22 protein-coding genes are annotated in these 23414 nt (G+C 64.2%); 7 read left to right on the forward strand and 15 right to left on the reverse strand.

All coding sequences use genetic code 11. The features are described from left to right. Positions 1-16: 16 nt before the first annotated feature. The 5 genes from metA to BM075_RS03735 all read left to right on the forward strand — a co-directional run bounded on the left by metA (position 17) and on the right by BM075_RS03735 (position 3798). Positions 17-943: a homoserine O-acetyltransferase MetA gene (metA, locus tag BM075_RS03715; protein WP_093359294.1), complete on the forward strand. Its 927-nt coding sequence runs from the start codon at positions 17-19 to the stop codon at positions 941-943. A gap of 64 nt (positions 944-1007) precedes the next feature. Beyond that, complete coding sequence (locus tag BM075_RS03720; RefSeq protein WP_245758729.1) at positions 1008-1820, forward strand: alpha/beta fold hydrolase; 813 nt, start codon at positions 1008-1010, stop codon at positions 1818-1820. Between the two features lie 42 nt (positions 1821-1862). Further along, complete coding sequence (ppk2, locus tag BM075_RS03725; RefSeq protein WP_093359296.1) at positions 1863-2735, forward strand: polyphosphate kinase 2; 873 nt, start codon at positions 1863-1865, stop codon at positions 2733-2735. Next, positions 2728-3348, forward strand: a complete 621-nt coding sequence (locus BM075_RS03730) for a TetR/AcrR family transcriptional regulator (RefSeq protein WP_093359297.1) — start codon at positions 2728-2730, stop codon at positions 3346-3348. The genes ppk2 and BM075_RS03730 overlap by 8 nt, the downstream gene beginning before the upstream one ends. 216 nt (positions 3349-3564) lie before the next feature. Next, complete coding sequence (locus BM075_RS03735; RefSeq protein ID WP_093359298.1) at positions 3565-3798, forward strand: hypothetical protein; 234 nt, start codon at positions 3565-3567, stop codon at positions 3796-3798. A 15-nt stretch (positions 3799-3813) separates the two neighbouring features. Here BM075_RS03735 and BM075_RS03740 read toward each other — a convergent pair whose 3' ends face one another. The 8 genes from BM075_RS03740 to BM075_RS03775 form a co-directional block, all read right to left on the reverse strand. Then, positions 3814-4449: a helix-turn-helix domain-containing protein gene (locus tag BM075_RS03740; RefSeq protein ID WP_093359299.1), complete on the reverse strand. Its 636-nt coding sequence runs from the start codon at positions 4447-4449 to the stop codon at positions 3814-3816. Positions 4450-4661: 212 nt separating this feature from the next. Next, entirely contained in the window at positions 4662-5936 is a 1275-nt protein-coding gene (locus BM075_RS03745) for a glycosyltransferase (RefSeq protein ID WP_093359300.1), read from the reverse strand. Between the two features lie 26 nt (positions 5937-5962). Further along, positions 5963-6721 carry an HAD-IIB family hydrolase gene (locus BM075_RS03750; protein WP_093359301.1) on the reverse strand — a complete coding sequence of 253 codons (759 nt, stop codon included), beginning with the start codon at positions 6719-6721 and terminating at the stop codon, positions 5963-5965. After that, the gene (locus BM075_RS03755) at positions 6718-8265 is read right to left on the reverse strand and encodes a glycosyl hydrolase (protein ID WP_093359416.1); all 1548 of its coding nucleotides are present in this window, start codon (positions 8263-8265) and stop codon (positions 6718-6720) included. Before BM075_RS03755 ends, BM075_RS03750 begins: the two co-directional genes overlap by 4 nt. A 298-nt stretch (positions 8266-8563) precedes the next feature. Further along, positions 8564-9514: a YihY/virulence factor BrkB family protein gene (locus BM075_RS03760; protein WP_093359302.1), complete on the reverse strand. Its 951-nt coding sequence runs from the start codon at positions 9512-9514 to the stop codon at positions 8564-8566. Positions 9515-9516: 2 nt separating this feature from the next. Continuing rightward, complete coding sequence (locus BM075_RS03765; protein WP_177208233.1) at positions 9517-10827, reverse strand: DUF3618 domain-containing protein; 1311 nt, start codon at positions 10825-10827, stop codon at positions 9517-9519. Next, positions 10817-11218, reverse strand: coding sequence for a phage holin family protein (locus BM075_RS03770; protein ID WP_093359304.1), 402 nt, complete (start codon positions 11216-11218; stop codon positions 10817-10819). Before BM075_RS03770 ends, BM075_RS03765 begins: the two co-directional genes overlap by 11 nt. Next, positions 11215-11856, reverse strand: a complete 642-nt coding sequence (locus BM075_RS03775; RefSeq protein ID WP_093359305.1) for a hypothetical protein — start codon at positions 11854-11856, stop codon at positions 11215-11217. Before BM075_RS03775 ends, BM075_RS03770 begins: the two co-directional genes overlap by 4 nt. 494 nt (positions 11857-12350) lie before the next feature. On the opposite strand from BM075_RS03775, the gene BM075_RS03780 reads away from it, so the two are divergent. Next, entirely contained in the window at positions 12351-13577 is a 1227-nt protein-coding gene (locus BM075_RS03780) for an SAM-dependent methyltransferase (protein WP_093359306.1), read from the forward strand. 18 nt (positions 13578-13595) lie between these two features. Here BM075_RS03780 and BM075_RS03785 read toward each other — a convergent pair whose 3' ends face one another. The 5 genes from BM075_RS03785 to BM075_RS03805 all read right to left on the reverse strand — a co-directional run bounded on the left by BM075_RS03785 (position 13596) and on the right by BM075_RS03805 (position 19026). Continuing rightward, positions 13596-14609 (reverse strand): AbrB family transcriptional regulator, encoded by a 1014-nt coding sequence (locus BM075_RS03785; RefSeq protein WP_093359307.1) that lies wholly within the window; start codon positions 14607-14609, stop codon positions 13596-13598. Between the two features lie 244 nt (positions 14610-14853). Next, the gene (locus tag BM075_RS03790; RefSeq protein WP_093359308.1) at positions 14854-16380 is read right to left on the reverse strand and encodes a cryptochrome/photolyase family protein; all 1527 of its coding nucleotides are present in this window, start codon (positions 16378-16380) and stop codon (positions 14854-14856) included. After that, positions 16374-17036, reverse strand: a complete 663-nt coding sequence (locus BM075_RS03795; RefSeq protein ID WP_093359309.1) for an SDR family NAD(P)-dependent oxidoreductase — start codon at positions 17034-17036, stop codon at positions 16374-16376. Before BM075_RS03795 ends, BM075_RS03790 begins: the two co-directional genes overlap by 7 nt. An 80-nt stretch (positions 17037-17116) precedes the next feature. Continuing rightward, positions 17117-17647 carry a glutathione peroxidase gene (locus BM075_RS03800; RefSeq protein ID WP_093359310.1) on the reverse strand — a complete coding sequence of 177 codons (531 nt, stop codon included), beginning with the start codon at positions 17645-17647 and terminating at the stop codon, positions 17117-17119. 62 nt (positions 17648-17709) lie between these two features. Then, positions 17710-19026, reverse strand: a complete 1317-nt coding sequence (locus tag BM075_RS03805; protein WP_093359311.1) for an ABC1 kinase family protein — start codon at positions 19024-19026, stop codon at positions 17710-17712. A 159-nt stretch (positions 19027-19185) separates the two neighbouring features. On the opposite strand from BM075_RS03805, the gene BM075_RS03810 reads away from it, so the two are divergent. After that, positions 19186-20334: an iron-containing alcohol dehydrogenase gene (locus BM075_RS03810; RefSeq protein WP_093359312.1), complete on the forward strand. Its 1149-nt coding sequence runs from the start codon at positions 19186-19188 to the stop codon at positions 20332-20334. A 21-nt stretch (positions 20335-20355) separates the two neighbouring features. On the opposite strand, the gene BM075_RS03815 is transcribed toward BM075_RS03810, so the two are convergent. Together BM075_RS03815 and mdoH are read right to left on the reverse strand one after the other, a co-directional pair. After that, the gene (locus BM075_RS03815; RefSeq protein ID WP_245758730.1) at positions 20356-21618 is read right to left on the reverse strand and encodes an OpgC family protein; all 1263 of its coding nucleotides are present in this window, start codon (positions 21616-21618) and stop codon (positions 20356-20358) included. Continuing rightward, positions 21605-23395 (reverse strand): glucans biosynthesis glucosyltransferase MdoH, encoded by a 1791-nt coding sequence (gene mdoH, locus BM075_RS03820; RefSeq protein WP_093359313.1) that lies wholly within the window; start codon positions 23393-23395, stop codon positions 21605-21607. The genes BM075_RS03815 and mdoH overlap by 14 nt, the downstream gene beginning before the upstream one ends. Positions 23396-23414 lie beyond the last annotated feature (19 nt).

Consider the following 23414-nt stretch of genomic DNA (forward strand, 5'->3'; position numbering starts at 1 on the left):
ACCCGCGAGACATGTCATGCCGATCAAACTGCCCGAAACCCTGCCCGCCTATGACATCCTTCAGAACGAGGGCGTCATGGTCATGGGCGAGGATCGCGCGGCGCGGCAGGACATTCGCCCCCTGCGCATCGGGCTGCTCAACCTGATGCCCAAAAAGATCCAGACCGAGACGCAATTCGCCCGGCTTATCGGAGCGACGCCGTTGCAGATCGACCTTCACCTGATCCGCATCTCCTCCCACGAGACGCGGAACACCGCCGCCGAGCATATGGAGGCGTTTTACAATCCCTGGACCGAGGTCACGGACGAGAAGTTCGACGGGCTCATTATCACCGGCGCCCCGATCGAGCATTTGCCGTTCGAGGAGGTGACCTATTGGGACGAGCTCACCCAGATCTTCGAGTGGACCCAGACCAACGTGCATTCCACCCTCGGCGTCTGCTGGGGCGGGATGGCGATGATCAACTATTTTCATGACGTCCCCAAACACATGCTGGATCACAAGGCCTTCGGGTGCTTCCGGCATCGGAACCTCGCGCCCGCGTCGCCCTATTTGCGGGGCTTCTCGGACGATCTGTTGATGCCGGTGAGCCGCTGGACCGAGATGCGGCAGGACGAGATCGAGGCCGTACCCGCATTGATCCCGCTGATCTCCTCCGACGACACCGGCCCCGCGCTGGTGGAGGACCCCGACCACAGGGCGCTCTACGTGTTCAACCACTTCGAATACGACAGCGGCACACTGAAGGAGGAATACGACCGGGACGTGGATGCCGGCCAGCCGATCAACGTGCCGGTCAATTACTATCCTGACGACGATCCGGAGAACATGCCGACCAATCGCTGGCGCAGCCATGCGCACCTGTTTTACGGCAACTGGATCAACGAGATTTACCAAACCACCCCGTTCGACCTTCATGCCATCGGGACTGATCCCCGGTAGCGCCCGCCGGGCGGCGCGCGCCTTTCCACCCGTCGGCCGGCTTTTGCAGGTGGACGGACGGCAGGTGCACGCGTTTGTGGAGGGAGACGGGCCAGATGTCGTCTTGCTGCACGGCGCGTCGGGCAGCCTGCGGGATTTCACCTTCGAGTTCGCCGGCCGGCTGGCACGGCACTTCCGCGTCACCGCCTTCGACCGGCCGGGACTGGGCCATTCGGAGCGCCTGCACCGCGGGGGCGAGAGTCCGTCCGAGCAAGCCGCCATGCTGGACGCGGCGGCCGCGCAACTCGGCATCCGCCGCGCCGTGATCGTCGGCCATTCCTATGGCGGCGCGGTCGCGATGGCCTGGGCGCTGGACCGGCCGGAGCGGGTGGCCGCGGTGGTCTCGCTCGCGGGGGCCACGATGCCATGGCCGGGTGAGCTCGGCCTTTGGTACCGTGTCGGAGCCACGCCCGTCGGCGGCTGGCTCGCCGTTCGCCTCGCCACCCGCCTGACACCGCGTTCGGTGGCCGATCGTGCCATTGCCGCCATTTTCGCCCCGCAGCCCGTGCCGGACGGCTACGTAGAGCACATGGGCGTTCCCCTCACTCTGCGCCGGCCGAAGGTGCTGGGGGCGAATGTCCGGCAGGTGGGCGGGCTGAAACCCCATCTCGCCGCGATGTCACGTCGCTATCCGACCCTCCGCATGCCGGTCGAGATCGTCCATGGCACGTCCGACAGTGTGGTCTATTTCAACGTGCACGCCTGCCCCACGGCCAACCTGCTTCCGGATGCCAAGCTGACCGAATTGCCGGGCGTCGGTCACATGCCACACCACGCGAACCCGGAGGCAAGCGCGGAAGCCGTGATCCGGGCCGCATCCCGGGGCGGATTGAACTAGGGTACGTCCGTCTGCATAGTGAACAAAACACGGGAAAAGCTTATGTCAAACCTGCCCTTCGACGGCGCCATCAGTGAGTTCTACAAGAAAAAAGCCCCCGATCCCGTCCGCGAGGCGATCAAGGATGCCGATGGCAAGCCGATCCTCCAGGGGAGCTATCCCTATGAAGACCGCATGGACAAGGACGAGTACGAGGAGACGCTCCACAAGCTCCAGATCGAACTGGTCAAATTGCAGGCCTGGGCGGCAAATTCGAAGGAGCGGATCGCGATCGTCTTCGAGGGCCGGGACACGGCCGGAAAAGGCGGCGCCATCAAGCGGTTCATGGAATATATGAACCCCCGTTCGGCCCGCGTGGTGGCGCTCAGCGCGCCCACCAGCCGCGAGGTCAACCAGTGGTACTTCCAGCGCTACGTGGAACAGATGCCCGCGGGCGGCGAGATCTGCCTGTTCGACCGGTCCTGGTACAACCGCGGCGTGGTCGAGCACGTCTTCGGATTTTGCACCAAGGCCGAACGGCAGGCGTTCTTTCGGCAGCTTCCCGACTTCGAGAAACTGCTGGTGGAGGACGGTATCAAGCTCTTCAAGATCTGGCTGAACATCAGTCAGGCGGAACAGCTCAACCGGATGCTGTCGCGCGAGCACGATCCGCTGAAGCAGTGGAAACTGTCGAAGATCGACGTGGACGGGCTGAACTTCTGGGACGAATACTCCGAAGCAATCTCGGAGACGTTGCACCTGACGCACGAGATCTACGCCCCGTGGACCGTCATCCGCGCCGACGACAAGCGCCGCGCCCGGATCGCCGCAATCCGCCTCGTGCTGAGCCAGATCGAGTACGAGGGCAAGAAACCGAAGGTGGTGGGCGAGGTCGACGCAGCGATCTGCGGTGGCCCTGCCCTGATACATGCCTAAGAAACGCGGCTACCACCACGGGAACCTTCGTCAGGCCCTGATCGACGCCGCGCTCGGCCTGATCGAGGCGAAGGGGCCGCAGGGCTTTACCCTGTCGGAGGCGGCGAAGGCCGCGGGGGTGACGCCGGCGGCCGTCTATCGCCACTTCCAGGGCCGAGAGGATCTGCTCTATGCGATTGCGAAAGAAGGCTTCGAGATCTTTGCCGACTTGATGGAATATGCCTTCGAGAAGGGCCAGCCGTCGCCGCTTGCAAGTTTCGAGTCCACCGGCCGCGCCTATCTCGCCTTCGCAAGAAAAAACCCGGGCCATTACCAGGCCATGTTCGAGGCAGGCCTGTCGCTCCGCTCGGATCCGGAACTCGCAAACGCGGCGGATCGTGCGGCGGGGGTGCTGGAGCGCGCCGCCGAAGGGCTTATGGAGCAGCTTCCACCCGACCGGCGCCCGCCTCCACAGATGGTCTCGGCCCATATCTGGGCGATGAGCCACGGGGTCGTCGAACTCTACGCCCGTGGCGCGCCGGGAAGCCGGGCGCCTTTCCCGCCCGAGGACCTGCTGGAAACCGGGATCGGAATCTATCTCCGTGGTCTCGGATTGCTGCCGCCAGACGTCTGACGCTGGAAGGCGGACGAATCGGCGCTGAGATGATTCGCCGCAACCGGTCGACATGCCGACGCAAGATTATTGCGCGGCGGATCGCCACCGGGTCGAGAATTCTGCTCGGAATTCAGCCGACAAGCCCAAAATGCCGTTCCCCCATAATTAAACCATTTCGTTGCAGCCCAGCACTTCGCGTAACGTGGTCGCAATAGAAACGAGGGGAGGACGGTGATGACGTGGTGCGAATTTCTGCAGGAATGGCACGGGCAACTTCACCGGTTGCAGACCCTTTTCCCCTATGCTGATGCCACCGCGCTGGCGAGATTTCGTGGCAACAAGCACCTTCTCACCGAATATATCGCGAACACGCATGACCTGACTCTGTCCGAAGGGCTGGAGGCACTCGAACTGCGCCTGCTTCCCGGAGCTCAGGCCAAAACGACTTTCGCTTACGCGGCGGAGTGAGACGAGCCACGCGGGTCAGTTGAGTGATGTAACCCAGAGGATCGTCGCGTCCTCCTGACTGACGGAAACGACGTTGTGGCCCATGGTGGCGTCGTAATAGGCGCTGTCACCGCGCCGCAGGTCTACGGGAGCGTAGAACTCGGTGTAGAGGCGGATCACGCCGGTCAGGACCAACAGAAACTCTTCGCCCTCGTGGCGGACCCAGCCATCGAATTCCTCCATGGACCGGGCTCGGATGCGCGCGCGATAGGGCAGCATTTTCTTTGTGGTGAGTCCGTCCGCGAGCAACTCGTGCTCGTAGGTCGCGGTCGCGTGGGCGGCACCGTCGCCGGCCATGTTCACGACCATGCGGCCGTTTGCCTCCACCTGAGGCGGCGGTGTGAAAAGTTGGGGAACGCTGATCTTCAGCCCGCCGGCGAGCTTCTTGAGCGCATCGTAAGTCGGCGACATTTGACCGTTCTCGATCTTGGAGAGCGTGGAGCGCGCCAGCCCGGCTTGCCCGGCCGCCTGCTCCAGCGTCCATCCCTTCGCCTTGCGGAGCTCGCGAACACGCTCGCCCAGATCGAGCGGCTCCCCCCGCTCGTTCCGGCCGGATTCGCGGGCGATGCGAATGAGGGACCTTGGGTCCGAAGGGGCGCCGTCCTGAGACATGCCGGCCCTTCTACGCTCGCGCCGTGCCGAGTTCAACGGGTGTGCAGAGGTCAGGGGGGCTCCCGCCCACTGCCTTCCCGCGCCCGGCGGGCGCGGTTCGTCAGCGGTTGGGCCGCGCCCGCCTTCGGCGGGTCCTGCCAGTCCCGATTGATCAGCCCGATCGACAAGCTATGGCACTCAGGGGGCGTAGGCGGCAAGCGCGCGGGAGCAGCTCAGAACGCCGCCTGGTAACGCCCCTTGAAGCTCTCGAAGATCTCGAGTGTGCGGCGGGCAATCCCGGTCCAGCCGAAATGACGCCGCGCAAACCGTGCACCCTCCACCGAGAGCCTTTCCCGCAACCGATCATGCTGCATGGGCATGTTCACCATCGCGGCAAATTCCTGCGGCCGCGTCGGGTCGGCAGCGAGGGCGTGGCGGCCGAAGTCGACTTGCTCGAACAGTCCGCCTCGGGTCGTCAAAACGGTGGGCGTGCCGCAAGCCATTGCCTCCACGGCGGTCATCCCGAACGGCTCATAGCGCGACGGCAGGGCGAAGATGCCCGGCGCGCGGTAGTAGTCCGCGAGATCCTCGTCGGCCACGTAGCCGCGCCAGTCAATGTTGTCAGCCACACCGAGCTCCGCCGCTTCAGCTTTCCAGGAGTCGATGAGGGTTTCGTCATCCTCCGAGTTTGCTCCTGCCGCGAGGACAAGCCGCGCGTCCGGTTGCAGTTGCCGCAGGTGAGGCAGCGCCTGGATGATCAGGTCGTATCCCTTGTTCGTTGCCGAGCGGCCGACGACGTAGACGTCGTTCTCCGTCATCTTCAGGCGCTGGCGCACTTCCTCGAGCTGCTGGGGCGTCACCGCGGTAAAGCGCTGTTCGTCGATGCCGGGGGGGATCATCGTGATGTGATGGCTCGGCAACTCGTACTGTTCCTCGATCATCGTTGCCTGCTGTTCGCTGGTGGCAATGATGTGGTCGCAGCTGCGATAGAGCACGTATTCGGTCTGAATGCGCTCCTTGAAGCGGTAGTTCGCGCTCTCCCCCTCGTCGAGGCTCTTCATGTCCTTGGCCTTCCACCAGCCGAGCGAGTGAGGCGTGTGGATATGGGGGATCTGGAGTTCCTCGGCGATCTTCTGGCCAGAAACTCCTGCATCCCAATAGTGGCTGTTGACCACGTCGTAGCTCAACCCCTGCCGCCGGATTGCCGCGAGGGCATTGGAGACGAAGTCGCCGTACCAGTCGTGCATATCCTCCTTGCGGATGAAATCCGGCCCGCCGAAGGGGATGCGCCAGACCCGCAGGTTGTCGTTGATCCGATCTTCGGCCGGCTGATCCTCGAACTGCCGCGTCAGAACGTCGACGTTGTATCCCAGACGCGCGAAGCGCTTCGCCAGTTCCATGACGAAGACGACCTGCCCCCCCGTGTCCGGCTTGCCGAGTTCGGGCGACCCAGCGACATAGCCGTGAAGGGAAATGAGCATGAGCGATCCGGTGAAATTGCTGTTCATGGTGTGCTTTAATACCTCTCTCTATTTTATGGGTCGCCGTCGGTCGCCGGCAGGGCGCCATAATGCCGGAGCCCCTCCAGAACACCGGCCGCGTGGTCGTGCCTCGCGTGGTAGAACGTGCCCGGCTCAAGCCCATCGAGCAGTTCCTGACGGGCGTTTCCGACCGCTATCCCATTACCGACAACGTGGAACATCGCGAGGTCGTTCCCGCTGTCACCCGCGACGACTACATGCGTAATGTCGCACCCGAGCGTCCGGGCCAGATGGAGCGTTGCGGCATCCTTACCCGCGTTTTCCGGGATGATGTCGAAGTCGTCGATGCCGGACGCGATGATGCGGCACCGGATGTTCTGCTCCGCCAGCGCCGCCCGCACCTCGGCCTGCGCCTTTTCGCCGGGGATTGCAAAGCTTACCTTGCGTGGCGTCTGGAATTCGGGCGCGTGAGGGCGGTGGCCGAAGCGGGAGACGATCTCGAAGATCCGCTCCTGCGGCCAGCCCTCGAACCGGGCATCCCAGTCGGGAACCGGTTCGCCCCCGAGGGAAATTTCCGTACCAAGGGCCGTAATCACAGCGTCCGGCTTCAGGCCGGGGGGAAACACACGCTCCAGCGTCTCCGCGACGCTGCCCGAGGGGCGGCTGGAATTGACCGCGAACCATATGCGGTCATGGTATCGCGCGATCGCGTCGGAGAAGCGTTGCAGGGCCTCGGAACTGCCGGTCAGGGTGTCGTCGATGTCGCTGACAAGCAGCCAGGGTCGGGTCTGTCGTATGTCAGTGCCGGTCATGGTCCCATGGGAACGTCAGGCGACATGGGAACGTCGCTCTGACGGGTCGATGTATAGACGGTCTCTTCTTCCGCAACGGCGCGGTGCAGGTCTTCAACCGTGATATTGTCGAGCTTCACTTTTGCGGACTCGGTGTAGAAGCCGATGCGCCCGCTGCTGTACGCGTCGTCGGCAATGCAAAGCGTCACCTGACCGTTCATGGAGAATTCGATGTATGGGCCGTGCGCAACGATCTCGGTCTCCCAGGATTCGCGGGGATCGTGGGTCAGGAAGGATCCGCGCTGGAGCCCCTCGTAGGTGAAGGCGTGCTCAAATTCAGCGTGGGGGTTGGCGCCCCAACGCCGGATCTGCGCGTAGCCCTTCACGAGGTCGAGGGCGAGGAAATACCCGTCCCCCTCGTCGGACGAACGCAGGACCAGGCCACATTTGCCGAGGCCTTCGAGCTGTATCCGGGCCCGTAGCCGGAAATCATCGCGTTCTCCGGGCAGAAGGAAGGCTTCGTATCCGCTAATGCAGGAAATGTGGATCTCGCCCCCGCCGTCGGCGACGGACGCGTGGGGGTTGCCGAACAGCGTCCGCAATTCATGAGGCTCTGTGATGGATGTGCACGACTTCGCAAGCGTGTCGAACCCACCAAAGGAACGCGGAATGAGGTGCCCATTCTTCCCGGCCACAAGCTCCTTCGGCGGGGGCAGAAGGCGGCCGATGGTCTCGCGGCCATAGACGAACTCCCGCCGCTGGAAGAAGTTGAACAGCAGCAGCCGGTCCTCCACCTGGCAGATGCGGGCGGCGTAGTTCCCCTTGGGCAGCAGCACGTTGTCGTCGAAATTCATATACGGGCCGCGGAGATCGTCCGCATACCAGTAGTGGATTTTGGTGTCTTCGCGGATCGAGCCTACGAGGTAGTACCGCCCACCGAGCCGGAACAGGTTCGGCACTTCGACATCGTCGTAGAGGCCCGGCTTGTGCAGCGGCTCCTCGAATTCGAATTGGTCGGGCGCTGTTTCCCGCGCCACGCCCACGCAGCCGCGGCGGATGACGGGCCCGTGGTTCACCCGGGCTGCCGCGAGCAGAAGGCGATGCCCCTCCTCCGGGTCGTGGTAGAAGAAGGGATCGCGGAAGCTGACCCAGCTCCGGCCCTCATCGATCCGGGATTCATACCAGGAACCTTCGATTTCGAGCGGGTAATTGGCCTTCTCGCACCGGGTCCAGTGATAAAGGTCGTCTGACCGGGCCATCCCCACGCGTTGCACGCGCCCGTATTCGGCGCGCGACAGGCCCGTGTAGAACATCCGCCAGGCGCCGGGGCGCTCGGGATCGCGTGAGACGTGCATCGTCCACAGCATGTCGTCGTCGAAGTGCCCGGGATCGCCCACGAAAATCGCGTTCTTCACCCGGCGCCACGTCATACCATCACGGCTGACCGCGTGGGCGATGAAGTCGTGGTTCGGGAGAACGAGGTGGAAGAGGTGGAACAGGCCGTCGTCATATACAACGTCGACGTCCCCGATGTCGGAGCGAAGAAAGCCGTGGGATGCGTACATGCCCGCACTCTGCCCAAGCGACGGCCGATTTGCAAACGACGTCTTCGCGGGTTCTTGCGTCATGGCGTAGTGTCTCGATTTCGGGGCGCTTCGCTGCGTTGTTGCCCGCCGAAGTCGCCGTTTGCCTGCATGGTCCGCGTGCAATTGCGTGCCCTGCCCTGAAAATCAAGGACAAGGCGACATGCTTAACGTGCAAATCCCGTTGGCGAGGTGTTGCTGATACTGTTTTGAATGGTAGAGCATCGATCGCGTTGAATTGCGCGGCGGTGCTAACGCCACGCACGGCGTTCGGAAGATGTCAGGTGGGCTCCGGCGGTGGGGTATCCGCCTTGGTCGCACCACGCACGCCCATTGGCATTGGAGAGCCCGTCGTGGTATCTTCCGTCGTTTGTTGCTCCATCTCTGCATCCAGTTCAGCCCCGAGCAGGATCACGTAGGCCGAAATCCACAGCCACATGAGCAGGGCGATCACGCCGCCAAGCGTGCCGAAGCTTTCGTTGTAATTCGCGAAGTTGTCCGCATAGACGGCGAACAACATGGAGGCCCCAAGCCACACGATGCAAGCCAACGTGGCCCCAGGCGACAACCAGCTCCACTGTGCGGTGGCGCGGTGGGGGCCGTAGCGATACAGCACCATGATCCCGCCGATCGTCAAAAGAAACATAACCACCCAACGTGCCGCGGATATCAGAAGCTCTGTCACCATACCCAGGTTTACGACGGACAGGACTACCGGCAGCACGGTGGTCGCGAAGATCCCCAGCAGCATCCCCACGATAAGAAACAGCGTCAGGGCCAGGACAACCAGGTTCTGTTTGATGAAGCCGCGCGTGTCCTTTTCCTCGTAGGCGATGTTGAGCCCTTCAACGAGGCTGCGAACGCCTTTGGAGGATGAGTAGATCGCGAGCAGGATGCCGAAGATCGCGGCAAGGCCAAGGCCCGTGCTCTGTGCCCCTGCAACCTTTGTTGCCTGGGATTCGATTATACCGAACGCCTCACGTGGCACGACCGTCGCGACTGTGTCGATCTTCTGACCCACTTCCACCGGGTCCATGACAAGCCCGCCAACAGCGACAAGCGCGGTGATGGCGGGGAAGATTGCCAGAAGGCCGTAAAAGGCGACGCCGGCGGCGATGAGGCTTATATGGTCCTCCCCCGCCCGGCGCCATGTCCGCAGGCCGATTTCCATCCATCCCCGCATGGGGATTTCCGTCGGCTTGGTTGCCGTCGTCCCGCGGACATCCGTCATCGTCAGGCCTCCGTGTTGCCGAGCTTCTGCTTCTCGGCCTCATCCTTGGCGGCGGTCGCGATGCGGTCACCCGCCTGGGTCACCCCTTCGCGCACTTTCTGCACGGCCGACTGGCCGGACTCGTCAGCCTTCCGCGCCTGTTCCTTGGCCGCGTCTATGCCTTCCTTGGCAACTGCACGGGTCTCCTCCAAGGCAGCGACGGCAACGCGCTCTGCCTTGTCGCGCTCTTCGAGATAGATCCGTTCAGCCTCATCGAAGAGCTGGTCGGAATACTCACCCACCAGTTCATCTTCCCGGCGCGTGCGCGGGAGGCTCGCGGCAAGCGCGGCGCCGACGGCCACGGCGAGGGCCCCGGCCACGAGGGGATACTCGTCGTAGAACTCCACGGCACTGTCACGCCCGCGGTTCCACCCGTCCTGCGCTTTTGCCGCTGCGCGGTGCCGCGCATCCAGAGCACGGCGGCGAGCGGTGATGATACGCTCCCGGGCGGCCTCGCTCAGATCCTCGGTTCCGCGCGCAAGGCGAGCGCGCACTCGAGCGGCGTGGTCTGCTCCGCTCCGCGCGGTGTCGGACACAGTGCGACCAGCGCGGTTGGCAGCATCCGCCGCGCTTCTCGCTGCCGAGCGCGCGCCGTCCGCGACGGAACTCGCCGCACTGGATACGCCCTCCGCCACCTTGCTTGCACCGGATTGCGCAGCGTCGGAAGCACGTCCCGCACCAGACGCAACGGCGTCGCCCGCAGACCCCGCGCGCGAGCTGAGCGTCGCGCCGGCTGCCTTGGCACGATCGAGTGCCGAGGGGCTCGTGCTGTCGTCGATATGTCCCGAAGCGTTGTCAATTGGGTAGCCGTAGAGAGCATCGTCCTCGTCATCGTCCACCGCCCAATCGGGCTCGTAGCCGGTCCGCTTGGTCCCGTAGTAGCCGGCATAGCTGCTGCGGCGCGGTTCGGTCGGCGACGGCGTCCGATCGGTGACGCGCGGGGGCGTGTACCCATACTCTTCCGGCACGTTGGTGGTCAGTCTGCGATCGCTCGGACCGGACTGCTGCGCGCCCGGCTCATCATGAGAACGGCCGAACATCAGCCAGGCCAACCCGATGCCGGTAAGTGCCAGCCCGATCGGGTTCTGCTTGGCAGACCGTCCGATCGCGGTGCCAAACTCGCCACCATGTTCGCGGAGGTTGCCGAAAGCTGCATTCACAGCGGCTTCCGGGGTGAAACGGGATTGAAGTTCCGAAATCGTGCTTGCGAGTTCCGAACGGTCGCGTTCGATATCACGCTCGATCTCGCTCGGGGAACGGCGATCAGTTGGCATTGGTAGCTCCTTTGACGGCGCGCGCATCACGCTTCACATTCTCGGCGGTGCGCGTCGGCGCCAGGCTGGAAAGTTTCAGATTGTTCAAACCGCGGTTCAACAACACCCAGGCAAGGAGACCGAAGGCAAGGCCAACGATCAAAGCTGCCCAACCGGCGTCGATGCCGAGGTTTGCAAGACCCGCGGCAATAGCGGCCGCAAGCACGTTTAACGCTGTCAGCGCCAAGATGACGGCCGCGGCGATCATCCCGAGAGCCATGCCCGCGCTGCGAAGATTCTGATCGATCTCGGCGCGTGCCAAATCGACTTCGGAGCGAACGAGCGACGCGACGGAGGTCAGCGCCTCGCCGATCAGCGTCGTCGTGCCCTCGGTTGCAGGACGTTCGTTCATTTATCGGTCCTCCCGTACGGGGTGTGGGCCGCGCCAGTCGACGGGCTCGGGGAGATCGTGGATGTCGATGGGTTCCCCGTAGCGGGGGTGGTCGGCGGGGTTGCAAGGCCTACCCCACTCGCGGGCGGTGCAGCCGGCGAGGTGCTCGGGGTGGACGTCGTCGGCGAAACGCTCGGCGTTGACGGTATCGTCGCAGGCGCTGGTGCGGATGGCGAGGACGGGCTGCGATACGACGCACGCGCCAGCCGCATTCCCGCAAAACCGAGCAAAGCGGCACCGCCCAGGAATGCCATCGGGTTGCGACGCCCGAAGTCGTTGACCTCGCTCAGCATCTGGCCGAGGTCCTTTCCGCGCATGGTGTCCGAGAAATCGGCCAGAGCATTCGCAGCGGTGGAGAAGATCTGCTCCTGCGGGGACCCGTCTCTCAGTTCGCTTGAGGCGGAACGGAGGGCGCGACCGACGGAGCCGACCTCATCGGCAATTCCATCGCGCGCCGATTCAGCTTGTTTCTGGATGTGTTCACTTGCCGCGTCGCGGACGCCGCGCGCTTCCTCAGCGGCAGTGTCTCGAAGGTCGCGACCGGCCTGCCGGATCTCGGCGGAGGTCTTCGACGTTTCATTATATGTCTCAGTGGTCATGGCCAGAGCCTCCGGTTTCAGGCGATAAAGTTCAAAACGGCCAGAACCACGACGACCAACCCTATTATGTAGATGATCGAATGCATTGGTGCGGTCCTTCCTTATTTGCGTTTTCTGCGGCTCTCGAAAGGTGGCCGCTCGTTATTGTCATGGCCGACTAACGGCTGTTTACCGGTTTTGTTCCGCTTCCGACTGTCCACCATGCAAAATGAAATGGTCCTCGCGGCGGCCTTACTGTTGGCCACCGGGCGACGCGGCTTTGGGTTCGCGGAAATGTTCCGAAGCCGTCCCGACGAGTCGGAGACCCTGTTCGTCCAGCAGTCCGTCGCATGAAGATGAGCGATCGGGTGCTGGGATTGACGGAGGTGTTCACCCGGTATGCCAGAGCGGACTGTCTCGACAGGTCGAAAAAGTCTTGGCAGAGTGAGCCTTATCGACAATTCGAGCTTGGCGGCAGCCGATTGGTCGCCGGGTGATGACCAAGAACGTACGCCATGTTTAACCGCCTATTCGATACGACCTTGCGCCGCCTTATCGGTACGGGAACGCTCACGGTGATCGACGCCGAGGGAACCAGCCGGACCTACGGCTCCGGAAGCAGTCCGCAATGCACGGTACGATTTACCGATCCGGACCTTCCCCGAAAGCTCCTCGCCAACCCCGATCTTGCGCTCGGCGAGGCCTATATGGACGAGCGTCTGACGATCGAGGAAGGGGACCTGCCCGACTTTCTCGCGCTCATTCTGGCAAATCGCGGCGCGGGACACACGGCCCTGCCTATCGAAGCCCATCTCGCCATGCGCCGCAGCTTGCGCCGCGCGGCGCAACGCAATCCGGTGTCACGCGCGCAGCGGAATGTGGCCCATCACTACGACCTGTCGGGCGCGCTGTACGATCTCTTTCTGGACGAAGACCGGAATTATTCCTGCGCTTACTTCAAGACCCCGAACGACACGCTGGAGGTGGCCCAGGCGCAGAAGAAGGCCCATATCGCGCGCAAGCTGCTGCTCGAGCCTGACATGCGGGTCTTCGATATCGGTTGCGGCTGGGGCGGGCTGGCGCTCACGCTTGCCCGGGATCATGGCGCCCGTGTTCTGGGCGTGACGCTGTCTGAGGAGCAGCACAAGGTCGCCAACGAACGGGTACAGGCGGCAGGCCTCGCCGACAGGATCGAGATACGGCTCGCCGACTACAGGACCGTCACCGGCAGCTTCGACCGCGTGGTCTCCGTTGGCATGTTCGAGCATGTCGGCGTGCCGCACTACCGCGAGTATTTTTCCCACGTGCGTCAACGCCTTACGGAAGACGGTGTGGCGCTGATTCACACCATAGGGCGCAACACGCCGCCCGGCTCCACCAGTCCCTGGATCGACAAGTACATCTTTCCCGGCGGCTACGTGCCCGCCCTGTCGGAGATGATGGCCCCGATCGAAAAGGAACGTCTGTGGGTGACCGATGTGGAGGTCTGGCGGCTGCACTATGCCGAAACGCTGCGCCACTGGCGCGAGCGGTTCGAGGCGAACATCGACGCCGCGCGCGCCCTCTATGACGAGCGGTTCTGCAGGATGTGGCGGTATTATCTGACGGCGTCCGAGATGTCGTTCCGCCACTTCAACCAGAACGTGTTCCAGGTCCAGATTGCCCGCCGCCAGGACGCCGTCCCGCTCACGCGCGACTACTTATATGAAGGTTTGAAACAGGACGGGCCCGTGGCCGGCTGAAAGGCGAGCCAGAGGAACCTACCTGCTTCGGCGCATCGCCACGGAAAGAAGCGCGATCAGCACGAGAATGCGGAACAGGTGGTGCGTGGCCACATAGGCGGGATCGAAGTTGAGCGCGAGCCCGATGGCCGACATCGCCTCCACGCCGCCGGGGGCAAAGGCGATCCAGATCTGTCCGTAAGGGAGCCCGGTCAGGGCGCCGGTTAGCGCTGCGAACCCGGCCGAGATAACGGCAGCGGATCCAACGGCGGCGGCCGTCGCGCCGAGGGCACCCAAGACCTCCGACACGCCGATGCCGGTGAAACGGCTGCCGAGCGTCGCGCCTGTCACGATGAAGCCAGCTGTCAGGATCCACCCCGGCGGTCGCCCCTCAACGAGGCCGGAAGCATGCGCCACCGCGCTGACCAGCATGGCTCCCACGAGGAACGCTGCAGGAAACCCCACGCGTCGCAGCAGCAGGGACAACGCCGCGCCGGGAACCATGAGGGCCAGGAAGACCGGGAGCGACAGACTGCCCATCGGTTTCCCTGTCCCGCTCGCGGCATCTATCCCCAGCACCGCAACGGCCAGCGGCACGATGGCCGTAAGGCTCAGCAGGCGCATGGTCTGCATCACCAGCACCGTCGAGGGCTTTCCCCGCCCCTCCGCGACGAGCGCCATGACCATGGAGAATGTCCCGGGAACACTGGAGAGGAAAGCGGTATGGCGGTCGAACTTCCAGAACCGCCTGAGCAGCCAACTGCTGCCATAGAGGGTGGCGGTGATGGAAATCGCCAGCATAGCCAGGCTCGTGGCCCAGCGGTGGAGGTATTGCAGGAAGTCCGGATCGATGCCGGAGCCCAAGGCGACCCCGATCACCAGAATGGCCCCATCGCGCAAACCGCCCGGCACATGCAACTCGACCTTGGCCCAGGCCGCGGCGGAGGTGGCGAGCGATGCGCCCAGCAGGGCGCCGGCGGGCAAACCCACAAGTTGCGCCAGCAGGCCGCCGAGCGCCCCGATGGCAAAGGTGATGAGCGTGCTGCGGGTCATGCTTGGCGGGTTTCGGAGCGCGACTTAGTAATCGAGAGCGGCCGAACGGCTTTTGAACCAGACCGCACTGTCGCACTAGCCCTTGAGATAACGCAATGCCAGACTTTGCCCATCCATTGACGTCGGGTCAGCTTGACCCACGGGACACCGGCCCCGCTATTGCAGCATCAGACCGAGGTCAGCGCCGCTCCCCCTCGCCGCCTTGCGTCTCGACGACGGCAGACCTGATGGCCAATTTCAACCGTCAGACCGTTTCGCCTGCGCTCATCCGGTCCAGAAACGCTTCCGCCTCGTCCAGCACAGTCTCCCGTTTATCGTCCGACATTCTGTCCCAAGTCCGGTACATCTGCGACATGCGCGGGTTCTTCTCGAACCGCTCCCGGTGACGGTTCAGGAAGTACCAGTACAGCAGGTTGAACGGGCACGCCCCCTGCCCCGTTTTCTTGCTCACCGCATAGTCGCAGCCGCCGCAATAGTCCGACATCTTGTTGATATAATTGCCGGACGAGACGTACGGCTTCGACCCCACGATCCCGCCGTCCGCGAATTGGCTCATGCCCACGGTATTCGGCGCCTCCACCCACTCGAAAGCGTCGAAATAGACCGAAAGGTACCATTCGTGAACCTCTGTCGGGTTGATGCCAGTCAAAAGCGCGAAGTTTCCAGTCACCATCAGCCGCTGAATGTGGTGGGCATAGGCCTCCTCCCGCGTCTGGGCGACGGCATGGGACAGGCAGGCCATTTTGGTTTCCGCGCCCCAATACAGGTCCGGCAACTTGCGCTGGTGGTTGAGCGCGTTGCGGCGGGGATAGTCGGGCCCTTCCAGAAAGTAGATGCCCCGCATGTACTCCCGCCAACCGATGATCTGCCGGATGAACCCCTCAGCGGCATTGATCGGAGCCTTGCCGTCCTTCCATGCTGTCTCCACCCGGCGGCAGACATCGAGCGGGTCGAGCAGGCCAATGTTCATGTAGGCCGAGATTAGGGAGTGATAGAGGAAGCGATCGTTCGCGAGCATCGCGTCCTGGTAGTCGCCGAAACACTCCAGGGACTCCGTCAGGAAGTGCTCCAGCACCTGTTCGGCCTGCGCCGCATCGGTCGCGAATCCGAAGGGGCGGAGATCGCCGAAATTGTCCCCGAACCGCGCCTCAACGAGGTCCAGAACCTCCTCCACGGTCTTGTCCGGCTCGAACCAACACGGGTGAGGACCGAATAGGTCGTCCTTTGCAGGTTTCCGGTTCTCATGGTCGAAGTTCCACTTGCCGCCAGCGGGGTCGCCGTCCTCCATCAGAAGGCCGGTCTTTCGGCGCATATCGCGGTAGAAATGCTCCATCCGCAATTCCTTGCGCCCCTCCGCCCATTTCTCGAACTCAGTATGGCTGGCGATGAAGCGGTCGTCCTCCAACAGCTCCACGTCCAGCGGCGTCTCCTCCAGCGCCTCGATCAGCCGCCACTCGCCCGGCCGAGTGGCTAGCACAGACTTCGCACCGGTCTCGTCCGCGCGTCGCAGCAATTCGCCGGGGATGGACCCTGCGTTGTCTTCGTCGTCCAGCCGGGTATAGGCGACCTCCCAGCCATCGTTGCGCAGTCGGCCCGCAAACTTCCGCATGGCCGCGAAGATCAGCGCGATCTTCTTGGGGTGGTGGGAGACATAGGTCGCTTCGCTCGCGACCTCGGCCATGACCACGACGTCTTCGCCCTTGTCGGCCTTTTTCAGCGCGGCCATCTCCGGGGTGAGTTGGTCGCCCAGCACCAGGATCAATTTCACCACGGCACCTCCTTGCCGGCCCAGTCGAAGAACTTGCCGCTCTCGGCAGGCGTCAGGCCGTCGGTCACCCGCAACAGGTTCTCCGCGGCCTCATGCGGCGCGACCTTTCGATGGCCGGGATAGGCTTTGGTGAATGGCGTCGCCACAGTTCCGGGATGAAGCGCGACCACGACCGCCTGCTTGTGCTTGCGTCCAATCTCGATGGCTGCGGTGCGAACAATCTGATTGGCTGCCGATTTTGAGGCGCGGTAGGCGTACCACCCGCCAAGCCCGTTATCCCCGATCGACCCGACGCGCGCCGTCAGGACGCCGACCACCGATCGCGCGTCCGTTGGCAGCATGCGCGGAACGTGGCGCAGAACGAGTGCCGGGCCGATAGCATTGACCGCCATCACGTGCGCCATCGCGGCGGCATCGATCTGATCGAGCGATTTCTCCGGCGTGCCACCCTCCGGGGCGAGGATACCGGACGCCACGAGGATAATATCGAACGGTCCCTCCTGCGCCCCCAGCACTCGGTCGACCGACGCGGCATCCGTCACGTCGAGGCCGTCCAACGTACGGGAAAGGCCAACGACGTCGTAGCCCCGATCTGCGAGCACCCGTTGGAGGGCCGCGCCGATCCCACCGGAGGCGCCAACGATCAATGCGCGTTGCACCTTACACCCCTTTGTCGGCGATAACTTGAGGGTCAGCGCGCCGAGCGAAACCAGGAAATCTTGGCAACGACCTCAATGCTTTATGACCCCCGATTGAGCAACGGCTCAATCTGCCGGGTGATCTGGGGCGCTCGCGGATTGGTCAACGCCCCCCAGGTATTCACCACCTCACCGTCTGGGCCGATCAGGATCTTGTTGAAATTCCACCGCGGCGCGAAGCCGGTTTCTGCCCGCACGTCCTCGTAGAACGGATGCGCATCGCCTCCCCGCACGCTGGTGATAGTGGTCATCGGAAGATCGAGGCCGAAGTTCACCTCGCAGAAGTCCTTGACCGCAGCATCGCTGTCCAGCTCCTGCCGGAAGTCGTCCGACGGGACGGCGAGCACGACGAGGCCACGGTCCCGATAGGCATCGTAGAGCGCCTGCATGTCGTCGTATTGCCCGGTGAACCCGCACCGCGATGCCGTGTTGACCACAAGCACGGGCCGCCCACGCCAGTCCTCCAGCGAAATTTCCCCGCCGTCGATGGATGCGAAAGTGCCCCCGACGGGGCCGGCAGTGGCGGCTTGGCCGACGCCCAGGAACAGTAACAAAAGCAGGATCGGTTTCATGCGGCTCTCCCGTGGCTTCGGTACGGATACGGCCGGGCATGGGCGGCGGATCAATCCGGCGCCTATACGAAGGCCGCGAACATCGACCGGAGAGGAACCCGTGCCCGCAGCCGAGTCGCCAACAGGAACGTGCCGCCGATCTTGCGTTGCAGGAAAAGCGCATCCATCGGTATCTCCGGCGGGGGCATACGGTCCGCCGCCAGTTTCCGGCCCTCCGTCCGGAGACGCGCCAGCAGGTCGCTTTCCGCAAAGTCGAACACCTCGCGCCGCGCGTCTGCGAACGCGATCTCCATCATCGAGAGGATCTGGGCGCGATGGTCTGGCGCCATAGCCTCCGGAAGGACGCCGAGCGCGGCTGAGGCCCTTTCCAGGCCGGGCCGGTCGCCGGCCAGCCCCGCCGCCAGCATCTCCCTACATTGGTCGATGATCTGGGGCGGCAGGCTGCGCGTGGCCCCGAAGTCGAGCAGCACGACGCGGCCGGTTCCCGGATCGTAGCGGTAATTGGCGAAGTTAGGGTCGGTCTGCACGAGGCCAAACTCGAAGATCTCCCGCAGAACGAGGTCTATCAGACGGGCGATCACCCGATCCCGCTCTTCCTGCGACGCGTCGGTGAGCCACTCGATGGGCCGGCTTTCGTGGAAGGACATGGCGAGAACCTCGCCCGTGGACCATTGCTCGGCTACCGTGGGAATCTCGAAGCCCTCCGTCTCCCCGACGAGCGCGGCATAGGCTGCGAGCTGGGCCGCCTCGTGCCGGTAGTCGGCCTCCAGCCGCAACTGCCGCTTCCCCTCCTCAAGGTAGTGCGCGATGTCGAAGCCGGGCGAAAGCATCCCCGACATTCGGATAAGGGTGCCGATATTCGCAATATCGGCGTCGATGCTGCGGGCAACGCCGGGATACTGCACCTTGATGGCGAGCGTCCGGCCGTCCCGCAGGGTGGCCTTGTGCACTTGGCCGATGGAGGCCGCAGCGATGGGCCGAGGATCGAAATGCGCGAAGTCGCCGCGCCAGTCCTCCCCCCAATTGGATCGCAGCACCCGCTCAAGTTGTTTAGGCGGCATCGGGTCCGCCGACGCTTGCAGGCGGGAGAAAATGGCCGCGAGGTCCGGCGGCAAGACATCGCCCGCCTCCATCGAAACGAGCTGACCCACCTTCATCGCGGCCCCCCGCATACGGGCCAAGTCGTCAGCCACACGGGCGGCGTTGCCGGGCGACAACAGCAATTGACGCAGGTCCGGCCGTTGGCCTCGGCTCCATTGCGAGATCCCTTGCGCCGCGACATTCCCGGCAACTCCCGTCGCCATCGCGCCGAGCCGGTGCAGCCGAGACAGGCGCCCGGCCGGTACGTGCCGGGACGCCGTGCGATCTTTTTCCGCCATTGGTAAACGCCTCCGTTTCGTTAACACATGTAGGCGCTCCATCGGAAGTCAAAGACGCGACGGTCACGGTTGCGCCATTCGGCCCGGACTAAGCAATTCGACGCATTGGCCGTGGCCGGAAAACGGTGCAGCAACGGGAGGCATTTCGGAGGCTGATCGATGACCCACCCTACATTTACGTTCGCAACGGCGACCGAAATCCGCTTCGGGCGCGGCACGGCCGCTGATGCGGTACCGGACCTGGCCCGCCTGGGGCGTCGGCTCCTTCTGGTCACTGGTGCCTCGGCGCTCCGGTCTGCATGGCTGCCGGAGGCTTTGGCGACTGAGGGGTGCGAAACCACAGTGTTCAGTGTGCCGGGCGAGCCCGACGTCGCCATGATCGAAGCGGGGGTCGCGGCGGCACGGCTGATGGGGGCGCAGGCCGTGATCGCCATCGGCGGCGGGGCGGTGGTGGATGCCGGTAAGGCCATCGCCGCGCTGGTTCCGGCGACCCGACCCATGCTCGACCATCTGGAGGTCGTGGGCCGTGGCCTGCCGCTGGAGCAGCCACCCCTGCCCTTCGTGGCCCTGCCGACCACCGCCGGGACCGGCGCCGAAGTGACGCGGAACGCCGTGATTGCCGTCCCAGAGGCACGCCGCAAGGTCAGCCTCCGCGACCGCGCCATGCTGCCTGACCTGGCGATCGTCGATCCAAGCCTGACGGATGCCTGCCCGCGCGCCGTCACGCTGGCCTCCGGCCTTGATGCGATCACGCAAGTCATCGAGCCCTACCTGTGTACCCGCGCCAATCCGATGACCGACGCGCTGTGCCGGGACGCGATCCTTGTCGGTCTGACTGCGCTGCGGACACTCATGGACCGAGAGGACCCCGAGGCCCGCGACGCCATGGCCTGGGTCTCGCTCTGCGGCGGGCTGGCGCTGGCAAATGCCGGGCTGGGGGTCGTTCACGGCCTGGCCGGACCGCTCGGCGGCTTGACGGGCGCAGCGCATGGCGCGATCTGCGGCGTGCTCCTGCCGCACGGCCTCACCCTCAATGACGCGCGCGTGGTGGACCCGAAGGTACGCGCGCGGCTGAACGAGGTCCGCGATTGGATCGCGCAAGCGCTCGGTTGCGCGCCCGATATTGCCTTCGATAGCCTCGCTCATTGGGCCTCCGACTGCGGCCTGCCCGCGCTGACCGACCTGGGCGTCACGGCAGACGCACAGGCTCAGGCTGCGGAGGCGGCGGCGAGTTCGTCATCGATGAAGGCCAACCCCGTCGCGCTCTCGGCCGAGGATCTTCGCGGGATGATGGCGCAGGCGGGTTAATCCGGACGCGAACGCCCCGGCTTACACCGGCGGCCGTGCCTGCCCACGGAGGCCTGCGGTAATCGGTACAAGGACGGGCTCCGGTTCCGGCGGCGGCGCGGTCTTTCGCGGCGTTTTGGTGCCGGACACGTGGGCGAGCCACGCCACGGCAAGCAGCGCGGCGACGCCCAGCGGCGGCAGAGCCCAGGCGAGCCATTCGGCCTGCGGCACCACCATCATCAACGCCTGACAGGCGAGCGACAGAACCGTGCCGACGGCAAAGATCAGCAACCCGTGGCGACCGATTAGCCGGGCCGGAGTGGCGTACTTATGGGCCGACAGCCAGGTCACGATCTGCAGTTGCGACAGGACATATGCCAGCGCGAGAATGTGCAGGAAGCGCGGTGCGGCGAGGAACGTCTTGTCATGCGATGTGAAGATGAACGGAACCCCAGCCTCGGCCAGGTGATGCATCTGGATGTTGAAGAAGTTCTCGGCGCCGGGGAAATACTTCCAGAACAACACGAACCCGAGAAACCCTACCGAAATCCAGAAAAGCAAACGCGAGCGGGGAAAGAAGACTTTACCCTGACGCAGGCTGAGGCCTGTCAGCAGTCCGCAGATGAAAATCGCTTGCCACGCGAAGGGGTTGAAGAACCATCCCCCCTCGTTCGGGTAATTGGGCAGGTTCAGACGAAATACTCCCGTAGCCACCCATAGCCCCAGCGACGCAGCGAAGAGCGCCCGCGGCCATTTCAATCCCACCAAGATCGCCACCGGCGCACAGAAGAGCAGCACAGAATACGCGGGCAGGATGTTCACGTAGCCGAACTGGTGCGTAAGCAGCGGAAGGCCAATCAGCCCCTGCGTGGGGTTCTGAAACACCTGCCGCATGTTGATCTGCGTCAGAAGGTCGGGCAAGCCGGAGACTTGGTACGCTATGCCAAAGATGGCCAGTGCAGCGGCCGACAGAACCATCTGGACGAGGTAAAGCGTCCATGCCCGTTTCCACAGCGGCGCGATCGCAGGCCAGAGGCCATTGCGTTCGCGTTCGGAAGGGAAGAAGCGCGCCGTGTAGGCCAGCCCTGCGGCAATCCCGGACATTAGGAAGAACGCCTCCGCCGCATCGGCAAAGCCGAGGTTGCGGATGGTCAGGTATTCGTACGGGTTTCCCGGAACGTGGTTGATGAAGATCATGATCAGCGCAAGCCCGCGAAACGCGTCGATACGCGGATCGCGGGCTGTTTTTGCCGGCTTGGGCTTATTGCCAGGAAAGGTCACGAGTTCGGCTTTACGCAAGGACACCAGCACCCTCCGGAGCGGCGGCGGCCTCGGTCTCCGTCTCCCAGCTCCGGCTCCACCGCGCGCAGATCTCGCGATAGCGCAATACGACCGGGGCCGGAGCGGACTCGTCCGGTACCCGGAAAAGCGCGTGGGTCAGGGGCCGTGACGTCCAGGCGATGAGGAACGGCGCGAAGAGCATGGGCAAACCGACCGGCAGCAGCCAGATTGTGAGATCCGGTGCAATCCAGCGCACCGCGGCAAGCGAGGCGGCCCCGATCAACACGATCCAGCGCGCGGCACGCCAGCCGTCCGCCAGGGTCAGCATACCTTCTCCGCGCTGGTTGGCGGGCCACCCCCCGTCTTGACCGGACAGCACCTGCAGCACTGCGCGGGTGTGATAGAGCAGCATGAGCGGCGCCAGCAGGGTCGTCAGCAGCACCTCGGCCAGAACGGAAAACCCTGTCCGGACGGCGCCGCCAAAGGATGTCACCCGGCCCGACGAGATGGCGCCCAGGAGAATCGTGAGCTTGGGAATGATGAGCAGGCCGACGACACCGAAGGCGAGCATTGTGATCTCGCGTGTGCTGGTGTTCGGGAACTGCGGGAACAGTTGGTGCGGCTCCGGGAAGTAGTCCGGCGGCGGCGCGGTGATCGTGGCGATGAACGATGCGACCAGAAACGCCGCCCACAGTACGGACACGACATACGCGAAGATATTCTGCAGGAACACGAAGCGGCTCCACCCGGCGAATCCGGGAGAGAAAAGCAACCGCGCGTGCTGCAGATTGCCCTGGCACCAGCGCCGGTCGCGCCGGGCGAAAGACAGAACGTTCTCCGGGCCTTCCTCGAAAGAGCCGTCGATGGTCTGGTCCACCTCCACCCGCCATCCGCCGCGCGCCAGAAGTGCCGCCTCGACATAGTCGTGGCTCAGGATATGCCCACCGAACGGCGGAGGGCCGGACAGCTCCGGGAGCCCACAACTTTCCGCAAAGGCCCGCACGCGAACGATGGCATTGTGACCCCAGAACGGGCCGGTCGCCCCCTGCATCCGGGCAAGCCCACGGGTGAATACCGGCCCGTGGAAGCTGGCTGCGAACTGGAGCGCCCGGCCGAAGAAGGAATGCGCGCCGATAATGCGCGGCAAGGTTTGCAGCAGCCCCAAGTCGGGTTCCGCCTGCATTCGGGCGACCATCTTCCGGATCGCCTCCCCCTCCATCAAGCTGTCGGCGTCAAGAATGACCGCAAGGTCATAGGCACTGCCCGAAGTCCGCACGAAATCTTCGATGTTGCCAGCCTTGCGGCCGACATTCTGCTCGCGGCGGCGGTAGAACGTGCGTCCCTCCCCGCCGGTCTCCAGCAGGAGCCGTTCGAAAGCCAGACGCTCCTCGGCCGCCGCCTTATCGTCCCGCGTGTCGGACAGGACGGCAACATCGGCGCGAACGCCGGCACCCGCCACCGACCGGTCGATGGCGGCGATCCGCGCGAAGGTGCTCAACGGATCCTCGTTGCAGATCGGCATAACAATTACCGTCCGCGGCTGTGGATTTGAGAGTTCAGGATACGCCCGCGATTTCTGGCGCCCCGGGACACCGATGAGTGCCAGTGACGCCCCCCAGGCCAGCCAGGCCGTGGTGGCGAAAATGAGTGCGGCGCGAACCGCGTCCCACGTCCCGAACCCGTCGTGAGCGGACGCCTCCGCCATAAGTGCGGAGGCCGTCACCGCAGCGACGAGGGAAAACCCCAAGGCAATAAGCCTCGAGAGCCGGGTTATGCCGTCGGGAGCGCGGTTGGTTTTCATGATGTCGTCTATCCCTCAG

The organism is Tropicimonas isoalkanivorans (assembly GCF_900112335.1).
GTDB lineage: Bacteria > Pseudomonadota > Alphaproteobacteria > Rhodobacterales > Rhodobacteraceae > Tropicimonas > Tropicimonas isoalkanivorans.